At 70.7% G+C, this 17195-nt stretch carries 22 protein-coding genes and 2 pseudogenes; 21 read left to right on the top strand and 3 right to left on the bottom strand.

Features of this window, described 5'->3' with window-relative positions:
• The first annotated feature begins 33 nt into the window (after positions 1 to 33).
• The 15 genes and pseudogenes from ACFU53_RS02490 to ACFU53_RS02560 all read left to right on the top strand — a co-directional run bounded on the left by ACFU53_RS02490 (position 34) and on the right by ACFU53_RS02560 (position 12224).
• Positions 34 to 1818: a type IV secretory system conjugative DNA transfer family protein gene (locus ACFU53_RS02490; protein ID WP_383985244.1), complete on the top strand. Its 1785-nt coding sequence runs from the start codon at positions 34 to 36 to the stop codon at positions 1816 to 1818.
• Positions 1819 to 2313: 495 nt separating this feature from the next.
• The gene (locus ACFU53_RS02495) at positions 2314 to 2820 is read left to right on the top strand and encodes a hypothetical protein (RefSeq protein WP_383985247.1); all 507 of its coding nucleotides are present in this window, start codon (positions 2314 to 2316) and stop codon (positions 2818 to 2820) included.
• A gap of 259 nt (positions 2821 to 3079) precedes the next feature.
• Positions 3080 to 3325 carry a hypothetical protein gene (locus ACFU53_RS02500; protein ID WP_383985249.1) on the top strand — a complete coding sequence of 82 codons (246 nt, stop codon included), beginning with the start codon at positions 3080 to 3082 and terminating at the stop codon, positions 3323 to 3325.
• Entirely contained in the window at positions 3322 to 4491 is a 1170-nt protein-coding gene (locus ACFU53_RS02505) for a DnaB-like helicase N-terminal domain-containing protein (protein WP_383985252.1), read from the top strand. Before ACFU53_RS02500 ends, ACFU53_RS02505 begins: the two co-directional genes overlap by 4 nt.
• A gap of 47 nt (positions 4492 to 4538) precedes the next feature.
• The gene (locus ACFU53_RS02510; RefSeq protein ID WP_383985255.1) at positions 4539 to 5135 is read left to right on the top strand and encodes a hypothetical protein; all 597 of its coding nucleotides are present in this window, start codon (positions 4539 to 4541) and stop codon (positions 5133 to 5135) included.
• A gap of 22 nt (positions 5136 to 5157) precedes the next feature.
• Positions 5158 to 5310: pseudogene (locus ACFU53_RS02515) on the top strand (DNA methyltransferase); the annotation flags it as partial.
• 121 nt (positions 5311 to 5431) lie between these two features.
• Positions 5432 to 6334, top strand: a pseudogene (locus ACFU53_RS02520) (DNA cytosine methyltransferase); the annotation flags it as partial.
• A gap of 153 nt (positions 6335 to 6487) precedes the next feature.
• Positions 6488 to 7084: a DUF4913 domain-containing protein gene (locus tag ACFU53_RS02525; RefSeq protein ID WP_383985258.1), complete on the top strand. Its 597-nt coding sequence runs from the start codon at positions 6488 to 6490 to the stop codon at positions 7082 to 7084.
• Positions 7081 to 7848: a glycosyl hydrolase gene (locus ACFU53_RS02530; RefSeq protein WP_383985261.1), complete on the top strand. Its 768-nt coding sequence runs from the start codon at positions 7081 to 7083 to the stop codon at positions 7846 to 7848. Before ACFU53_RS02525 ends, ACFU53_RS02530 begins: the two co-directional genes overlap by 4 nt.
• Positions 7845 to 8333, top strand: coding sequence for a hypothetical protein (locus ACFU53_RS02535; protein WP_383985263.1), 489 nt, complete (start codon positions 7845 to 7847; stop codon positions 8331 to 8333). Before ACFU53_RS02530 ends, ACFU53_RS02535 begins: the two co-directional genes overlap by 4 nt.
• Positions 8330 to 8998 (top strand): hypothetical protein, encoded by a 669-nt coding sequence (locus ACFU53_RS02540; RefSeq protein ID WP_383985266.1) that lies wholly within the window; start codon positions 8330 to 8332, stop codon positions 8996 to 8998. Before ACFU53_RS02535 ends, ACFU53_RS02540 begins: the two co-directional genes overlap by 4 nt.
• A 170-nt stretch (positions 8999 to 9168) precedes the next feature.
• Positions 9169 to 9714 carry a hypothetical protein gene (locus tag ACFU53_RS02545; RefSeq protein WP_046915967.1) on the top strand — a complete coding sequence of 182 codons (546 nt, stop codon included), beginning with the start codon at positions 9169 to 9171 and terminating at the stop codon, positions 9712 to 9714.
• Between the two features lie 48 nt (positions 9715 to 9762).
• Positions 9763 to 10599, top strand: a complete 837-nt coding sequence (locus ACFU53_RS02550) for a winged helix-turn-helix transcriptional regulator (protein ID WP_383985270.1) — start codon at positions 9763 to 9765, stop codon at positions 10597 to 10599.
• A gap of 174 nt (positions 10600 to 10773) precedes the next feature.
• Positions 10774 to 11664 (top strand): DUF317 domain-containing protein, encoded by an 891-nt coding sequence (locus ACFU53_RS02555; RefSeq protein ID WP_383985287.1) that lies wholly within the window; start codon positions 10774 to 10776, stop codon positions 11662 to 11664.
• Positions 11665 to 11735: 71 nt separating this feature from the next.
• Positions 11736 to 12224: a hypothetical protein gene (locus ACFU53_RS02560; RefSeq protein WP_319263166.1), complete on the top strand. Its 489-nt coding sequence runs from the start codon at positions 11736 to 11738 to the stop codon at positions 12222 to 12224.
• 4 nt (positions 12225 to 12228) lie between these two features.
• Here the strand turns inward: ACFU53_RS02560 and ACFU53_RS02565 are convergent, their stop codons facing one another.
• Positions 12229 to 12495: a hypothetical protein gene (locus ACFU53_RS02565; protein ID WP_383985273.1), complete on the bottom strand. Its 267-nt coding sequence runs from the start codon at positions 12493 to 12495 to the stop codon at positions 12229 to 12231.
• Between the two features lie 219 nt (positions 12496 to 12714).
• Between ACFU53_RS02565 and ACFU53_RS02570 the strand changes: the two genes are divergently transcribed.
• The 6 genes from ACFU53_RS02570 to ACFU53_RS02595 all read left to right on the top strand — a co-directional run bounded on the left by ACFU53_RS02570 (position 12715) and on the right by ACFU53_RS02595 (position 15597).
• Entirely contained in the window at positions 12715 to 13056 is a 342-nt protein-coding gene (locus tag ACFU53_RS02570) for a DUF317 domain-containing protein (protein WP_046915964.1), read from the top strand.
• Between the two features lie 96 nt (positions 13057 to 13152).
• Entirely contained in the window at positions 13153 to 13365 is a 213-nt protein-coding gene (locus ACFU53_RS02575; RefSeq protein WP_319263171.1) for a hypothetical protein, read from the top strand.
• A gap of 91 nt (positions 13366 to 13456) precedes the next feature.
• Positions 13457 to 13786, top strand: coding sequence for an esterase (locus tag ACFU53_RS02580; protein ID WP_237310516.1), 330 nt, complete (start codon positions 13457 to 13459; stop codon positions 13784 to 13786).
• A gap of 92 nt (positions 13787 to 13878) precedes the next feature.
• On the top strand, positions 13879 to 14112 hold the full coding sequence (locus tag ACFU53_RS02585; RefSeq protein WP_381323807.1) for a MarR family transcriptional regulator: 234 nt from the start codon (positions 13879 to 13881) through the stop codon (positions 14110 to 14112).
• A gap of 32 nt (positions 14113 to 14144) precedes the next feature.
• Positions 14145 to 14378: a hypothetical protein gene (locus tag ACFU53_RS02590; RefSeq protein ID WP_099964086.1), complete on the top strand. Its 234-nt coding sequence runs from the start codon at positions 14145 to 14147 to the stop codon at positions 14376 to 14378.
• Between the two features lie 16 nt (positions 14379 to 14394).
• Positions 14395 to 15597 (top strand): PD-(D/E)XK nuclease family protein, encoded by a 1203-nt coding sequence (locus tag ACFU53_RS02595; protein ID WP_383985278.1) that lies wholly within the window; start codon positions 14395 to 14397, stop codon positions 15595 to 15597.
• A 145-nt stretch (positions 15598 to 15742) separates the two neighbouring features.
• Here ACFU53_RS02595 and ACFU53_RS02600 read toward each other — a convergent pair whose 3' ends face one another.
• A complete protein-coding gene (locus ACFU53_RS02600; RefSeq protein ID WP_193382799.1) occupies positions 15743 to 16516 on the bottom strand; it encodes a hypothetical protein in 774 nt (257 codons plus the stop codon).
• 197 nt (positions 16517 to 16713) lie between these two features.
• Positions 16714 to 17195, bottom strand: a 482-nt coding sequence (locus ACFU53_RS02605) for a hypothetical protein (RefSeq protein WP_383985281.1), incomplete at its 5' end; no start/stop codon positions are given.

Raw genomic sequence — 17195 nt, forward strand, 5'->3', positions numbered from 1 at the left:
CTCGCCTTGTCCGTTCTCCCCCTTGGACCCGCCATGTCCGCACCACGTACCAGCGCGCCCTCGGCCACCACCGGCTCCGACGCGCTTCTCTACCTCCTGTTCGGCGTCCTCGGCGCCGCCATCGCCTTCGGCTCCCTCGCCTGGCTGACCGGCAACCTCACCAACTCTTTCGTCGGCACCGGCCCCTGGGCGCCGTTCGAGGCCACCAACTCGCTGTTGCACCCCGACGTGCTGTGGCCGCATCTGAGCCCCACCGCTCTGCTGGTCGGCGCGCGGCTCGTCCCCGGGCTGCTCTCCGTCTGCCTCACCGTCACCGGCCTGGTTGTGTGGCTGCGGCTGCGCGGCGGTGCGAAGAACGGCCTCGCCCGCAGGCGAGATCTCGCCCCTCTGATGAACAAGGAGATCGCCGCCAAGGCGAAGAGCCTGCGGCCGAGCCTGTCCGGCCTCAAACCGAAGGAGGTCGCTCCCGCGGACCGCGGAATCCTCGTCGGCACACACTCCCCGGGCCGGGCCGAAGTCCGCGCCTCCTGGGAGGACGTGATCGTCGCGATCATGGCCCCGCGCTCCGGCAAGACGTCCGGGCTGGCGATCCCCGCGATCCTCGCCGCTCCCGGCCCCGTACTGCTGACCTCGAACAAGGCAGCGAACGACGCCTTCACCGCGACAGTGGACGCCCGCGCCAAGGTCGGCACGATCTGGACGCTCGACCCGCAGCAGATCGCCCACCACCCGCGCGAGATGTGGTGGGACATCCTGGCCGACGCCCGCGACCTGGCCGGGGCGAAACGTTTGGCCGGACACTTCGTCGCCGCCAGCGTCGACGAGTCCAGCGGTGCCGACTTCTGGTCCACCGCCGCGAGCAACACGCTGGGCGCACTGTTCCTGGCCGCCGCCAGCCACCGGCGCCCGATCACCGATGTCCTGGCCTGGCTCGCCTCCCCCGCCGACCGCACTCCGGTGGACCTGCTCACCGACGCGGGCCACGAGGCGGTCGCCGCCCAGCTCCAGGGCACCGTCAGCGGGGCCACGGAAACGCGGGACGGCATCTACGAGACCGCGCGGCAGTACGCGAGCTGCCTGCTCGACCCGGACGTCGCCGCCTGGGTCACACCCGACAAGCACCTTCCCGAGTTCAAGCCCTCCGCGTTCGCCACCTCCCGCGACACGTTGTACCTGCTCAGCAAGGACGGCGGCGGCTCGGCGTCGGCGATCATCGCGGCGGCGGCCGACGCGGTGATGCGCGCGGCCGTGGTCGTCGCCGAGCGCTCCGGCGGGCGGCTCGACCCGCCCGCCCTGTGCGTCCTCGACGAGGCAGCCAACGTGTGCAAGATCTCCGATCTCCCCGACCTGTACAGCCACCTGGGCTCACGGGGCGTGATCCCGATGACGATCCTGCAGTCCTACCGGCAGGGCCAGCGGTGCTGGGGCGAGGCCGGCATGGACGCACTGTGGAGCGCGGCCACGGTCAAGATCGTCGGCTCCGGGATCGACGACATCGACTTCGCCGACAAGCTGAGCCGCGCGATCGGGGAGCACGAGGTACGGACCGTCTCCGTCTCCCGCTCCGACAGCGGCAAGTCGACGTCCGTGTCCATGCGCACCGAGCGGATCCTCGCCCCCGACGCGATCCGTGCGCTGCCCAAGGGCAAGGCACTCCTCTTGGCCACCGGCCTACGCATCGCGCTGCTCGACCTCAAGCCCTGGTACAAGGAGTCGTCGGCGAAGACCATCGCGCCTGCCTCCGCCGCCGCCACGGCCACCATCACCGACCGCGCACTCGCGAAGGCGAACAACTCCGGCTTCGGGCGTGCGGCATGAGCGGAGTCTGGGACGTCCCCGCCGCCGAGCGCGTCGCCGTCCTCCGGCGCGAAGCAGCCCACCACCTCGAGTCCGGAGCGCGGGAACTGTCGGATCTGGAACTCCTCAACCGGGCCTACGAGTCCGTCGTCCGCGACCGGATCGACACCCGCGACGCCCACATGCGCCTGCTCACCGATCTACGCCACCACGACGACCGGGTCCGCGCCGGGGCCGTGGCCGGCTTCCGCCCCCAGATCGACCGCATCGCCCGCCACGTTGTCAGCGAACACCTCAAGCCCTACTGGCAGTTGGTCCACCGCGTCGAACACCTGCCGGAACGGCTCTCCGCCAGGGACATCAAATCGCTGCGGTCCCAGGCGACGTCGGTGCGGCACTGGCTACGCCAGGACGAGCCCGCCGAGGACCGGCTCGACCCCGGCGACGCCCGGGAACACCTCAGCACCCTGCGCACCGTCCTGGCCGCGCTCAAGGGACGCCGGGACGTCTCCACGGATGACGCGGGACGCGGCTCTCAACGACGGACCGCTGCTCGACCTGTTCGAGGTCGGCACACCCGGACCGCTGCCCGAGCCCGCCCCACCCGTCTTCGCCGGACCCGGCTGGACAGTCCACGCCCACATGTGGACCTACCAGCCGGCACCCGACGACGGCTTCGTCACCGCCGTCCGGCTCGGCGACGAATGGCGTATCGACCTGTGGTCCCCCGCCGGCCCCCTCCTCGCAAGCGGCACCGCACCCGAGAACGACGTCGCCGCCCTCGCCGAAGCCCTCGTCGCTCGAGCCCCGGCCTGGACCGCAGACCGCTCCGACTACGCCTGGCGCCGCTTCACCGACACCGCCAACGCCCTCCGGCACACCGACGACACCTCCCCACTAGTCCGAGCCGCCACCGCACGCACCACGACACCCCACCGCCCCACACCGCACACCCCACCGCCCGCCGCGTCGTCCCTCCCGGCGTCCGCGCAGACGGCTCTCGACCGCGACCATCGCCGCTGACGGAGGGCACGCCGCTGCTCGGCCAGGCGTATCCGCACCGCAGTCGCCGACCTCTGGACCAGGCACCGATCGACCGGGTCACCGCCTACGAGTGGTCCGGACGTCAGGGCGACATCTTCGACGCGCTCGCGGACGCCGAACTGGAGAACGGCGATCCGGACGGCTGCTCGCCCTGGTCCTGCCGCTCCGGCAGCCCCGTCCGGGCCGACGTTCGACCTCACGGCCTGCCCCTCCCCTCTACCTGCTCAGGAGTCCCCTCATGTCCTCGCGCACTCCATCCCCTCTTCCGGCGCATTCCGAACGCCTCGCCCGGTCACCGGTCGTCCGAAGCGGTGGCCAGTGGTGGCTGGTCACCGGTACCGGATCGATCCTCGCCACCGATCCGACGTTCACCGGCGAGCTGGACCGCTTCGCCGACGCGCTGACCGCCGCCGACCAAGCCGTCGCCGATCTCCGCTCGCAGCAGGACGACCCGCCGACTCCCCGCCCCGGGCGGCAGCGATGAACCCGCTCCTCAGTGCCGAGCAGGCGGTGCTCGGCTCGGTGCTGCTCGACCCCGGCCAGCTCGCGCACCTGGACTGGCTCGCGCCCGATCACTTCTACCGGCCCATCCACCAGGCGCTGTTCGCCGCCTTGCGCAAGCTCCGGACCGAGAGCCATCCCGCCGTGGCGACCGGAGAACGCGTGCCGCTGTCCTGGGTGACGGACGCCGTCGCCGAGGCCAGCAACCATGTCCGAGGGCTGACCGCCGTGTATCCCCACACCCTGATCTCGGCCTGCCCGCGACCCGAGCACGCCCCGGTGTACGGCCGGATGGTGCTGGAGGGAGCGATCCACCGCAGCGTGACCGCGCACGCGATCCGCCTCCACCAGGCAGCCCGCGCCGACGCCCTCCAAGGTGCGGTGGAAAAAACGCTGCACCATGCGGACGTCCTGGCCGGGGTGCTCGAAGACCTCGCGCACCGCTGGGGGTCCGAACCGCGCCCGGTCGCCCCGGCCACACCGCCCCCCACCACTCCCGTCGCGCCGCCGCCGGCACGAGCGGACCAAGTCGCCGAAGACGAGCAGTTCCTGCTGGCGGTCCTGGTCGAGCAGCCGAAGGCGATGGACGAGGTCGTCGGCTGGCTGCGACCCGGCGACTACGCCGACCCCGCCCACGGCCAGCTGTACCGCTGCGTAGGAGCGCTGCACCACCGCGGCGAACCCATCGACCGGATAACCGTGCTGTGGGAAGCCCAGCGGCGCGGTCTGCTCGCCGACGGCACGCTGACCGCCGAACAGCTAACAGCCCTCTGCGACGGCGTCGGCGCCGGCAGCGCCGAGTGGCTCGGCGAGCAGATCATGCGCTCCTCCGTCGCCAGTACGGCTGCTGCCTCCGCCCGTGCCATCCGCGCCCTGGCCGAGAACGAGACCCTGGCCCCCGGACGGCTCATCAGCCACGCCCTGCACGCGCTCGGGCCGCTCGACAACGTGCGCGCCCGCTGGCAGACCGCGAACGGCCACCACGCTCCGGCGCCGCCCCCCGCGCCGCCGACCGACGGGCCCCCGACGGCGCAGGTCCACGCCGCGCTCGCCCGCAGCACGGCGCAACCGGCCGCACGGCCCTCGGAATGCCCAGGCCCTGCCTCCACTTCATCAGCCGCACGACCGCCCTCGCGTGCCCACGGCTGAGCCGTCCTCACCCACCCACCAACCCAGCCCATCCGACCGTCCCCACCTTGGAACGCCCCGTGGACAACACCCCACTCTCCGACGCCCTGGCCCTGCGCGCCACGGCCTCCGCATTCGACGCCCAGCGCGGCAAGCTGCCGGTGCCGGGAGACACCCACCGCTCACCCGATGTCGTCGCCGTCGCCCGCCAGATCTCCGAACTAGGAAAGCTGGTGACCGCTCTGGGCGACGAGGTCCTCTTCCGCGCCGTCGACCAGGACCAGGCGCCCCACACCGCTCGCGTGATCACTAACTTCGCCGCCGCCGTCGAGCCTGCGGGCGAAGCGGCTTCCGCCCTGGGAGCGGTGGCCCACCAGCTCGCCTTCCTGAACCAGACCGAAAGTTTGCGCGACCAGCCCGACGCCAGGGATGCCCGGGAGGCAGCAGTACGGGTGATGGAGGAAGCACTCGCCACCGCCAGCGCGGCACTACACGACGGGGCCAATTCCCTGTACGCCGCATCGGCAACGGTCTCTCCCCCGTCCGCGCGGCTCCAGGCTGCCCGCAGCCGGTCCGCGACCACCGCGCGTTCTCCGGGTTCGCCGCCGCCCAACGTCGCCACGGCGGTGGCAGCCCCCTCGGACCGAATCGCACGCGGCCGGTGACATGGAACCCACCACCGCACGAATGCCGTTGATCGGCTCGCTCTGCTCGGGTTACGGCGGTCTGGACCTCGGGGTCCAGACCGCGCTCGGCGGCACCGTGGCCTGGCACGCCGAGATCAACCCCGACGCCGCGCGCATCCTGGCCCGGCACTGGCCCGACGTGCCCAATCTGCAGGACATCACCGCCGTCAACTGGGCCGATGTGCCTCGGGTGTGTGTCCTGACAGCCGGCTTCCCCTGTCAAAGACGTCTCCGTCGCCGGCCGCCGGGCCGGACTCAACCCCCACACTCGCTCGGGGCTGTGGCTGCACGTCGCCCGTGCGGTCGAAGCCCTCCGCCCATGCTTGGTGGTAATCGAGAATGTCCGAGGTCTCCTCACCTCGCCCGCCGGTTCCCCTGGCGACGTGGAATTCTGCCCGTGGTGTCTGGGAGACGACCCAACCCAGCCTCCTGTGCGGGCACTTGGTGCCGTACTCGGCTCCCTGGCCGATCTCCGGTACGACGCGAGGTGGCTCGTGCTTCGTGCCTCCGACGTCGGAGCCCCCCATCGTCGCGAGCGCACCTTCCTCGCCGCCTGGCCCGCCGAGCACCCTGCTCAAGACCCCGACGAGCAACATCGGCAAGAACGGCGGCTCCCAGCACCCGTCGAAGAGGAAGAGCGGCGGCCACGGCCCGAACCTGGCCGACGAGGTGGAGTGGCTGCTGCCCACGCCGAAGGCGTCGGACGGGATCAAGGGCTCGCCGAACCAGCGGCACGGCAACGGGGACATGACGCTGCCGAGCGCGGCAGCGTCGCTGCTGCCTACCCCGAGGGCGAGCGACACAGGCACCCCGGGCCGCCGTCCGGGCAAGGGCTGGCGCCCGCCCCTGTCGGCGGTGGTCCTGCCGCTGTGGGCGGAGGCAGCCCCGGAAGCGGAGGGACCGACGGGCGATGGGGAGCGTACGCCTCCGCCATCGCCCGGTGGGAGAACCTCACCCGCCCCGCGCCGGCGCCCACCGACGCTGCCGGACGCCTGCGCGCCGACTTCGTGGAGTGGATGCAGGGCCTGGCTCCCGGCTGGGTGACCGCCACTCCGGGACTCGGCCGACCGGCTCAGCTCACCGCACTCGGCAACGGCGTGGTCCCCCAACAGGCCACCCGAGCCGTGCGGTTGCTGGCACCGCCCTTCCCAGGCTGCCCCCGCTGCACCGCGTCGTAGCGCCCCACTACCCGGTTTCCCCGGCCGCGCCAAATCGCGGAATCTCCGCATCCTCCTGCCCATGCCGACCTGCGAAGGGAGCACCGCCGTGACCTCCAGACGAGCGCGCCGCACGTCGCCCCTGCCCTGCTCGCTCACTCCCTTGGATCCGCTATGTCAGACCCCAGCAAGGCCACCCCCGAGCTCGAGCCGTTCCGCGTTCCCGACGGCGACCTCGACGATCTCGCCAGCACCCTCGCCAAGACCATGGCGGAGGTACGCCAGCACGGCGTCATCCTCGACCGCCTCGGCTCCGAGCCCGTCTCCACCCCTCAGCCCACCGCGGACACCTCCACCGCAGGCGCTGCCGGTGCCGACAAGGCCAACGTCCCGGCCTCGGTGTTCATCCTCGCCCTGGGCGGCAAGGCGTACGCCGTCGAGCTGGCCGCACTCAGCGACTGGGTGAACCACCTGTTCCTGCCCGTCTACGGACGGGAGATCAGCACCACCCGGCCGTGGTGCGACCAGTGGCACGAGCACCCCGAGGCCGTCGCCCGGCTGCACGCGCTCTGGCTCGCGTGGCAGCAGCTCACCGACGCCGAGGCCGGCCTCACCGGTCCCTCGACGTGGCACCGCGACCACCTCGACCAGGCCCTGGTTCATCTCCGTGCCCCCGACGGCCCCTTCGCCGCATGCACGACGAGCCCGACCCGGCCCAACCACCGCGTGCTGGCCACCCCGGCGCCCGAGCTGACGGGAGCCACCCGGTGATAGCCGAACCCGACTTCCACCTCGCCGACTTCGAGCCTGCCGACGCCGCCTCCGAACTCGCCGAGAGCAGCGTCTGGGCCGGAGACCTGACCGTGCTGGCCGAGCACCACACCACCCCGGAGGGGACGCACAGCTACCTCGTCGCCCACGACAGGTCGATGACCTGGGGCGTCCCCGGTGATCCGGCGCTCGTTGCCATCAAGATCACGCGGGACCTGCGCGAGCGCACGTTCACCTTCGAGACCGCGAACCACGCCAGCCTGGCGTTCGCCCAGAACTGGCTGATCGAGCATGGCTGCCCGCCCGAGCAGATCGCCCAGGCCAAGGGGGACTCCCTGAAGCCCGCCGACGATCTCACCCTCTGGATCGAGCAGCAGATCCGGGAGTCAGGCACTCGTTACAAGGTCCTCGACAGCTGGACCTCGGACTACGCCCCGTCCGAGACCTGGACGCTGACCCGTGACTCCAGCGCCGCTCAGGCACCGATTCGTGTCTTCCTCGAAGAGGGGAACCCCGACGCCCACACGTACACGATGCGCGAGGGCGCCTTCGCCGACGAGGCCGCCGCCCGCCACTGGCTGGAAGACCGCAGCAGTCCGCTGCCGCAGCCCCCGGACTACCGCGGTGAGGCCGCCGCCCGGCTGACCCGCGCCGCCCTCACCCGATCATCGGGTGCCTCCGCGATCCCGAAAGCCGGCCTCGACACGGGCAACGCGCCGTCGGCAGGAACGGGTCAGCGCCCGACCCCCCGGAGGCCGATGTGAGCCGCGCCCGCTTCGCCTTCGCCGCCCACCCGGACGCCATCGCGGACCTGCGACAACTCCCCGACGAAGTCCGCGACCTGGCACTGCTGGAACTGCAGAACCTGGTCCACGGCAGCGACGACTGCCTGCCGCTGACCGGCCGCCTCGCGGGCTTCCACAAGGTCTACGTCGACCCGGCCGTCTCCTACCGGATGGTCATCCAGTTCCGCCCGGCCCCACCCACCTCGACCCACAAACGCGAGATCTACCTCGTCGCGGCCGGTGCCCGGGAGGACTACGCGGTCTACCGCACGGCCCAGCTCCGCACCAACCGCACCGGCCCCAACCGGCACGAGGGCACCGACGCGGCGGCCGAGGCCCGAGTCCAGGCGGCCCGGTCCCGATCCCCCCACGCGATCGACCCGACCACGTCCCTCCCGGCCACCACACCGGCGGCAGCCAGCCCCGCCGCCCCGGCCGCCTCCCGAAAGGCCTCCATCCGATGACCGCCAACCGTGCGTCCCTCGACCGCACCGAACTGGCCGGGCTACTCACCGACGCCGCGCGGAGCGTCTCGGAGGTCCTCACGACCGAGTACCCCACCTCCGCCGGCCGCTCCTACCTGCATCCCGTCCTCGGCGCGCTGTCCGCCGGTCCCCGGGTGGTCCGCGAACTGAACGACCGGCTCGAAGAGTTCGTCGTCGAAGAGCCGCTGCCTTCCACCCCCGCCGGTCTGTTCACCCTGGCGTCCTACGCTTCCGCGCTCGGCTGGCTCACCGAGTCCCTCGCCGAGCTGACCGCCTCCGTGGACCAGATCTGCACGCGCGTCGGCATCCCGGCCGAGCCGCCGGACCCGGCCTTCGTCGCGCCCTCGCCAACGGACCAGAACGACGAGTTCGACTTCGCGTTCAGCGCGCTGGAGTTGGCCGCCATCCGCACAGCCGCCGAGGCTGCCGACCTCAGCCCCGGCGACTACGTCGAGGTGCTCTCGCGGTCCCTGCTCGCCGCCTCCCGGATCACCGACGCCTGCATGGAGATCTCCAGCGGCCTGCTCGAAGACGCCGCGTACGTCCTCGGCGAGGCAACCGATCACGTCCGAATCGGCGAGGGCCCCGACAGCCTGCCCACTCTGGTGCGCTCTCTGCTCGCCCGAATGGACGCTGCCGAATGAACCCCCACGACAGGGCGAAGCGGCCCGGCGCGCACCTGGTCGCCGAGAAGTTCCGCGTCGAGGCCCCTTGGCGCTGAGCGACGACCGACCACCCCGCGACCCGCGTTCCCCCGCCGGCCCGACCGCCAAGCCCTCCCGCTCCCGCTGAAATCCTCAGAAGGAAGACCCCCATGTCCACCGTGATCTACACCCGCCACCTGGTCGAGCACCGGTACGGCCGCCCATTGGAGGACCTCCAGCGCCACAGCGCGCATGGCGGTTCGGGAGATCCCGTTCTGCCCATCGTGCTGCGGCGGCTCGACGGCCTGGCCACGACGAACGCTCATGCCCGCGCCGCGCGCCGCAATCTCGACGCGGCCTGGCAGCGCTGCCGCTCCGGCGGACTCACCCTCGACGAACTGGTGCTGCGGTACGCGGCCGAAGTCGTGGACCTCGAACGCCGGGAGCAGTCGGAAGCCGAGGCAGTCTGGGACTTGCTGGACGTCCGCCTCCTCCTGGACCAGCCTGCCGCCCGTCGGCCTTCGACCGCCCGGCGAACCGGCCCAGCTCCGGGCGATGAGGACCTCATAGCCGTAGCCCGCCAGGTCGCCGCCCGTCTCCCCCGGCTCAACCGCGAAGCCCTGCGCCAGGGCCTACGCGCCCGCGGCATCCACGTCAGCAACCGCCGCCTCGGCACGGTACTCCAGCGTCTCCGTGCCGAGCGCGACCTCCACTGATCCGCACCCCGCCGCCCGATTCCCCTTCGCCATAATGGAGTTACCGCCATGTCCGCCCCCGCACGACCCGCAACCTCCCAGATCGGCTTCGTCGACGCCCAACGCGTCGAGAAGGCACTGTCCCTGATAGCGCCGAAGTGGACCACCTGGTCGGCACAGACCCTGGCCCAGCAGGGCGGCCCCATGCGTGTGCGTGATGTCGCCGCCCGCCTCCCCTTCGTCAGCGAGCAGTTCGTCGGCAACCGGCTGGCCCAGATACACGATGCCGGGCTGGTGACCCAAGCCGGTGATCGCCAAGGTGCCCCGTACCAGCTCAGTGGGTTCGGCAACGCACTGTCCTCAGTACACCGGGCACTGTCCGACTGGTCCCACGCGCACCTGCCGCTCGGCAAGGTGGCCGGTGCCGAGCGCGTCGAGGACGCCGTGCGCCGGCTGCACCTTCGCAACTCGACCGCCGTGATCCAGGCCCTCGACGCGGGCGGCCCCATGCGGTTCGTCCACATCGCCGAACAGGCAGGACTGGACAACAGCTTCACCCGGCAGCGCCTGATCCGGCTTCAGCTCGACGGCCTGGTCACCCGCACCGGACCGCGCCACGGCGATCCGTACGTCCTGACCGCCGCCGGACGGGCACTCGGCCCGGTCTACGCAGCCATCGAGCACTGGAGCAACCCCGTCGCCGCACCACGTCCCGCCCCTGTCCGGGTCGCGGCGGCCACGCGCACCCACACGGGCATCCCGCCAGGGGCGGACGGCATCCGTACCTCAGCGGCCCTGCGGCGGAGCACCGCCGCGCCCAGCTCCCTGTTCAGCCACGCCCCGCAGCCACAACCGCGGGTACCGGTGGCCGTGGCCGCTCAGTCGGCCTCCTCCCGGGGCCGGTGATCCGGGTGGCACTGAGAGCCAGCCGCTTCACGCCGTTGCCACGGCGCCCCCGTGCAGTCCAGCCGTTCGTTCCTCTGCGCACGCGGGCGCGTTCCCCTCCTACACCTCGGAGTCTCGACCGTGAACACCCAGCCCTACGACCAGCATCCCTATCAAGAGGTACTGGTCAGCCCCATGTACCTGGCCGGCTCCAACGGGACCGGGGACGCTGGCTTCGCCCCTGTCAGTCACTGGCCGCACCACTATCTCGACGAGGGCCCCTGCCAGCTCCTCGTCACCTCGCCCGACCAGCGAATACGGATCGGCTGGTTCGGCGACGACTTCGAACTGTGGAAGATCAACGCCGCCGAGGACGCCGTCTCCGCACCCCGCTGGACGGCAACCTTCAACCACGTCACCCCGGCCGAGATCGTCGCCGGGCTCACCAGCGCTCTGGCCCGCGACTACGCCGAAGCCGAGGCCACCGAAGGCAACGCGCGCTTCTTGACGAGCCCGTCGTTGTACTGGGCTGGTGCCGTCCGGCCGCTGACCACTGTCGGCTGGACCCGCGACGGGGCGGCCGAGCGCGGCACTGTCGAGATCATCGCCCCCGACGGACAAGCGGGCGTTCTGATCGACAACCGCCTCTCTGACTGGGACGACGAAACCGTCAGGCTGTGGGCCGGTCCTCCGGGTTGGGGCACGCGCGCGGAAGCGGTCTTCACAGCCCGCACCCCGACCCACCTGATCGCGGCGACCGCAGCCGCCATGTCGGACTCAGCCCCGGCGATTCGTGAGCGGCACCAGATCAACCGCAAGGTGGAGCACCTGGTCACACTGACCCCGGTCGGCCAAGCCGCCGATCCTCAGATCTTTCGTGCTCCGACCCCACTCGACGTGCGCCGCACCGCTGTCGCCCAGGCCGTACACCGCGCCGCACGCGCCCCGCAGACAGCAGCCGACCTCCGCGTCGTGGCCGCTCGCAGTCGCACCGCGACTTCGACACAGAATCTGTCGGGCAACCTCGCACACGCAGCCGCGGCCAGGCCGCCGGCCAGCCCGTCGGCCCCCCGGCACAGCCGCTGACTCCCGCCCCCAGCCCCTCCGAGACGTCGCCTCTGCCCGAAGCATCACCTCCGAATACCGGGAGTTCCGCCATGCCCGACGCCACCGCACTCGACCAGGCCGACGCGATGATCGAGAAAGCCTGGGGCCGCCCCATCGAGGCGCTGGAAACCCTCGCGGTCCGCCGCCCCGTCGAGGATCCGCTCCTGCGCTCGGCGATGCATATCCGTTCGAGCCTCGTCGTCTCGAACAACGCGGTCGCCGTCCACCAGGACCGCCTGCACGCCCTCACCCAGCCCGGTCATGTGTCGGCCTTCCACGACCTGGAGCGGATCACCAGCTCGGCGGTGGACCTGCGCGTCGCGCAGGCCGAGAGCCGCATAGCCCTGCAGGCGATCAGCCACGTGATCGAGGCCCGCGAAGCCGCCGTGACCACGGACCGGGCACCGTCGCTCAGCCTGGCCCAGGCCGCTGTCGCCCGCTCCGCGCACGCGCCGCGTGCCCTGGGCCAACCACCGGACCAGCCCGCCCCGTCGGCCGCTGTCCGCCCCACGGTGGCCACGACCAGGCCCGGAAGGTAACCGGTCAGCGGGAGTCTTCGTCGCGATGGGCCACGCCGAACCGGGAGTCCATCGCGCGGGCCAGCTCCACCAACGTCAGCTCGACGCGCCGCCCGTCCGCGATCCGACACTCCACCACGGCTTCCCCGCCACGCTGCCTCCGCGCCTGGATGCCCACGGCCCACTGCCCGTCGGCCACCATCGCTATGTCGCCCACCGTCCACGGCCGCCCGGCGCCACGGATCTTGCGCTCCAGCCCGGCACCGTCCCAGTGTCTGCTCGACTCCGCCATGGCCTGCCCCTTCTGTTCTGTACGGCCCCGCGCCGCAATCCGGTTACTACAACCGGTCGCGCCGATCCATTCCCCGGCCCGCAGGCCTCTTCCCCCCTCGGCGGCCAGTTCGCCCACGGCAGACCCCACCTTCCCGGAAACGACTACGTACTTCGGCACACCGCATGTCAACGTACGGACGTCGGGAAAACCCGCAGGTCAACGAAGGGACGCCCACTCGTGAACGCCTCCAGCACCCTCCTGCCAGCCGTCGTCCGCCCCGCCGTGGAGGAACGCGCCTGGCTCTCCAGCGACCACTGTGCGAGCCCGGTACTCGAACTGCTCGGCGGGCTCGGTTGGGCGATAGTCGATACCCCGGAGGCCAATGTGCACTGCACCAGCCCGGACGGCCGCGTCTACGTCGGCTGGCTGCCCGAGGACACCACCGCCTGGAAGCGCGGCATCGTCTGGCAGGTCCGGGTCCACCCCTCCGACGCCGAGCCCTGGATCGAGGAGTTCGGCCCCGACACCCCCTCCGAGGCCGTGGCCGGGTTCCTCGCAGCGCTCATCGCAAGCCGCTGAACCACCCAGCAGACGGTCTTGCGCGACCAACTCTGCCTCGACGTCCCTGACGCTCTATCACCACACTGCTTCACCCTCGATCCCGGAGGCTCCCCGTTGCCCCAGCACCTGACCGTCGGCCACCTGCTCCGCCAACTTCACAACCTCGACCCCGACCTGCCGATCCGCCTGGCCGTCAACCCCGACTGGCCCTTCGCCCACTACGTCGGCACCGACGTCGTCGTGGGCGACGGCATGGCGTTCATCGCCGAAAACGGCCAAGAGGGCTACCTCCCGGCATCGGTCCGCAACGCTCTCGCCTGGGCCTGACCCTCCGTACGGACCTGTCCAGGAGGCCCCGATCTCACCGCGACCCCACCCTTCCACCACCCACCCGCTGCACGCCCTCGCCGTGCGGCCCATGCCGCCGGGAGTGCGCGGCGCACTGGTCCAGCGCGTCTCCGCCCTCCCGGAGGGACCGCTCGACATCTCCTGGCTCCCGGCGGGCACCCCTGAACTCCCGCTCGGCCGTATCTGCCTGCACTGGGAGCCCGCCTCGCACGCGGGCTGGGACGTCACCGCCCACCTCGGCCTGGCCACCACCGAGGTCCTCCTCGCCTCCTGGCCCGCCGCCCCCGACGACTGGCCGCGCCTGGTCCGCCCCACCATCCACGAGGTGACCGGCCTGTGCGCCGCCCTCGCGGTCGCCACCGTCGCCCTGGACCTCTCCAACCGCCTCGCCGAAGTCTGACCGCAACCGCAAGGCCGCCCCTCGCCGAACCGGCAGGGGCGGCCTTGCCGTACGCCCGCCCACGCTCATCACCGACGAACGATGAGGACACGATGGCCGACGAGCAGCAGCTCTGGAGGTATCCGGAGGTCGCCGCCCACGTGGGCATCAGCGTCCGGGCCGCCCGCAGCCGCAAGAGCCGGGACACTCTGCCGGAGCCCGACGACATCAGGGTGCAGGACCAGCCCTGGAGGCCCGCCACGTTGCAGGGCTGGCAGCCGGTCGGCCGAGGGTTCCGCAGCGACCTGCACGGCACCGCCTCTCCCGACGGCACCGCATCCGGCTGACCGTCAGTCGTTCCCGCCCGTAGGCTGCGGCCATGACGACCGACTCGCCGATGCCGTCACCGCCGTTCCCCTCGCCCGACAGCGCCGTGCTCCGGCTGATTGTCGGCAACGCCATCGCGTCGGTCCGCAGCGGCGAAGCCTCGGTGGAGGAGGCGATCCTCCACGCAGCCGTCCACGGCTGGTACGAGGGCCATGTCCAGGGCGAGGACGAGTGCCCCGGCTGCGACTTCCGGGGCGAGCTGCCCAAGCACAGCAACCGCGGCTGAGCAGGGAGCCACTCGCGTGGGAGACGAACGGCTGAACGAGCAGTGGTGGTCCGCCGTCTGGGCAGACCTGGAAAGGCAGCGTAGGGCTCGTTCTTGGATGCCTGGTCCCTCGACTGTGATGGATGTCCTGCAAACCAGCAGGAAAGAGAGAGCTCACCAACTCTTGATCGGCTGGCTGCTCGACCCCCGCCAGCCGCACGACCTCGGAACCGCCGTCCTCACCGGAATGCTGAGGGTGCTGGGCAAGGCGCACCTCGTCGAAGCCGAGGGACTCGCTCGGGTCCGGGTGGACCTGGAGGTCGTCAAACCGGGCTCACGCGCGGACATCGTCATCTCCACCTCAGCGTTCAAGCTCGTAGTCGAGCTGAAGGTGCACGCGGACGAAGGCCGTGAGCAGACGAAACGCCTTGCCGACGACCACGCTCAGCAGCAGGAACTCCTGCTGGTGTTCCTCACGCTCCACGGTGACGACCCGGCGGACGAACGCTTTACACCGATGAGTCTGCGCACCTTCGCTGGCCTGCTCCGGAGCGCTCTTGAACAGGCCCCTGCCCCGCTCACCCCCCATACGCGCCGTGGCAGGGAAACGGCAGGGGATCTTCTGGACACCTTGGAAAGGATGACCGGCATGGCCCCAACAGACCAGGCTGCGGCGCGGATCTGGCTCACCTACGGCGAGCACTTGCCCAGTGCCAAGGCCGCAGCACGCGACGTGCTCAAGCAACTGCCAACGGCTGTCGCGGCGGTGCTGAACCGACTTGACCTGAGTGAGCCCGTGAAGGTTGTCGGCCCGTTTCCCTACCAGGCAGTTGGACACAAGAAGATACGCGGAGACTTCGGGACGTACCCCGAGTTGGCGGTGCTCCTGGTCAAGCCAGGATGGTGTACTGCCGACGGCAGCCCTCGGGCCGGCGTTGGCTACGGGACCCGCGCCGAGCCTGACCCTTTCGACTTCGGTGGAGATCTGCGTCCCTTCCTGGGGATCCGTGCCGAGGATCTAAGGGTTAACGAGTACCTCTCAGCCGCCTGCGACCCGCAAGATCGGCCGTTCTGGGATCAGTGGCCGCGTTGGGAAGAGCTCGACTTGACTCCCCCTGGCGAGGAAGACGATCTCGTTGCGGCGTACTCAGATCGAGCAGCCGCGCGAATCACGGCGCTGTGGGAGCGTAATCACACCCTGATCGACCAGGCTGTGGCTCTCAGTGAGGCCAGCGGCTGATGGAGCAGCTCACCTGCAGTGGCGGACTCTCGCCGGTCAGCAGACCACAAGCACGAGGCCCGGGACACATCCCTCTCGGTCTACCGCATGTCTGCCGAACGCGGTTTCCTCGTGCGCTCCGTGTGCCGTCCCGAGCCTCCGTGCCCTACAAGGCCCGGTGGCTCACGGTGTCGTCGTCCGCCACCTCGTACAGATCAACCCTGAGTAGTTGTCGAACAGCGGCCGGAACCCGCTCGGCAGCCTTTACGGATGAGGTCGGCACGATCAGGGCGTAGCGGGTGTTCGGGGACCCGTCCGTCATCCGACGCAGGAGCTGCCCGTACACGATGTCGACGTCTATGCCCTTCTCCTTCGTGCGCCCCTTGGCCTCCCCGATCAAGCGCTCATCACCACGCAGGGCTTCGATGTCGGTCCACTTGTCGGTGGGAGTGACTGGGGTCCAGCCTTCGGCGATCAGCCAGCACCTGAACACATCGATCACGCGGTCTTCGTCGCTGGTCCGCGCCAGGAGGTTCCGCACTGCCTCCAGGTCAGATACTCGGGTCCTGCGCAACCGGCCTCTGCCGTCAGCATTGAGGTCAGCCGGACGGATCACCACGAGTCGTAGGCCGTGCGCGGGAATCTCGGTGTCTCGACGGGCGTCGTACAACGCGCGCTGTTCGCCGCGGTGCACACCGCTGATGGTCAGTATCTCCGGCTTGTCGAAGATCGGCACCGGCTGGTCGTGCTGGAGTTCGCGGTACTCAACTACCAGTTGGTGGCAGGGCCAGTACGAATCGACTGGCAGCTTCACTCGCCGTCCGGTGGCTCCGGGATCTCCAAGCAGCCAATCGAACCGATGCCCCTGTCGGCCGACTTCCCCGAGAACCTCGTCACACATGCCGAGTACGTACGCCTCGTCGCTGTCTTCTCTGCTCATGGCTACGGAGAATGCCACCCGCCAGTGACAGCGAGCCCGGATTCGCCGAGCCGCCCCCTCCGGCGGGAAGCGGCTCGCGCTGCCCTCCTCAGGGACGAACGTCAGCACTGCTGAGCTTTCGGAACCAACATCCATACAGGTCACAGCAGTTGATTTCGGGATTTCGAGAACTGTTGCGACGGATGCAGTTCGGCGCGTTAGGCCAGGTAGGTGCCTGCGAAGGCGCCGTCGAAGCCGAGTGCGATCAGGCCCTGCTCGACGCTGGGGTAGGTCGTCCCGTCCGGGATGGCGATCATGGCGTCGAAATCGGCGCGGCTGATCTCGGGCTCGAGCCACTGGTTGCCGCAACGGCAGCGGACCCAGACATTGCGGCCGTGGTTGATGAGCAGCCAGTCGCGCCGGGCCCGGCAGGCCGAGCACAGCACGGGGATGCCGCGCAGGGACAGCTCCGGCGGATGGCTGAGGCATCGCGTCGCTCCGGGGCCGCTGGGCGGCTGCGTCTCGTACTGCTGCTGCAGCAGCGGATCACTTCCGGCGGGCGCGGCGGGCAGGACGGGGGTCGGCTCTACGTGGTGGTCGGTCGTTCTGAGCACGAGCGTCATCTCCCGGTCGAGGGCCTTCTCTTCATCCGTAACAGCCGGTGGAATCGGTTGTCCAGGGGTTTCGCGCAGTCGGCAGG

This window comes from Streptomyces sp. NPDC057474 (assembly GCF_042802555.1).
In the GTDB taxonomy this organism is placed as follows: domain Bacteria; phylum Actinomycetota; class Actinomycetes; order Streptomycetales; family Streptomycetaceae; genus Streptomyces.

Bases quoted from the DNA above. Each gene is read 5' to 3' on its own strand.
- ACFU53_RS02500 (WP_383985249.1), top strand. From the start codon at position 3,080: ATGTCCTCGCGCACTCCATCCCCTCTTCCGGCGCATTCCGAACGCCTC.
- ACFU53_RS02560 (WP_319263166.1), top strand. From the start codon at position 11,736: ATGCCCGACGCCACCGCACTCGACCAGGCCGACGCGATGATCGAGAAA.
- ACFU53_RS02490 (WP_383985244.1), top strand. From the start codon at position 34: ATGTCCGCACCACGTACCAGCGCGCCCTCGGCCACCACCGGCTCCGAC.
- ACFU53_RS02525 (WP_383985258.1), top strand. From the start codon at position 6,488: ATGTCAGACCCCAGCAAGGCCACCCCCGAGCTCGAGCCGTTCCGCGTT.
- ACFU53_RS02600 (WP_193382799.1), bottom strand. From the start codon at position 16,516: ATGAGCAGAGAAGACAGCGACGAGGCGTACGTACTCGGCATGTGTGAC.
- ACFU53_RS02505 (WP_383985252.1), top strand. From the start codon at position 3,322: ATGAACCCGCTCCTCAGTGCCGAGCAGGCGGTGCTCGGCTCGGTGCTG.
- ACFU53_RS02585 (WP_381323807.1), top strand. From the start codon at position 13,879: ATGGCCGACGAGCAGCAGCTCTGGAGGTATCCGGAGGTCGCCGCCCAC.
- ACFU53_RS02550 (WP_383985270.1), top strand. From the start codon at position 9,763: ATGTCCGCCCCCGCACGACCCGCAACCTCCCAGATCGGCTTCGTCGAC.
- ACFU53_RS02565 (WP_383985273.1), bottom strand. From the start codon at position 12,495: ATGGCGGAGTCGAGCAGACACTGGGACGGTGCCGGGCTGGAGCGCAAG.
- ACFU53_RS02495 (WP_383985247.1), top strand. From the start codon at position 2,314: ATGACGCGGGACGCGGCTCTCAACGACGGACCGCTGCTCGACCTGTTC.
- ACFU53_RS02545 (WP_046915967.1), top strand. From the start codon at position 9,169: ATGTCCACCGTGATCTACACCCGCCACCTGGTCGAGCACCGGTACGGC.
- ACFU53_RS02555 (WP_383985287.1), top strand. From the start codon at position 10,774: ATGTACCTGGCCGGCTCCAACGGGACCGGGGACGCTGGCTTCGCCCCT.
- ACFU53_RS02580 (WP_237310516.1), top strand. From the start codon at position 13,457: ATGCCGCCGGGAGTGCGCGGCGCACTGGTCCAGCGCGTCTCCGCCCTC.
- ACFU53_RS02540 (WP_383985266.1), top strand. From the start codon at position 8,330: ATGACCGCCAACCGTGCGTCCCTCGACCGCACCGAACTGGCCGGGCTA.
- ACFU53_RS02590 (WP_099964086.1), top strand. From the start codon at position 14,145: ATGACGACCGACTCGCCGATGCCGTCACCGCCGTTCCCCTCGCCCGAC.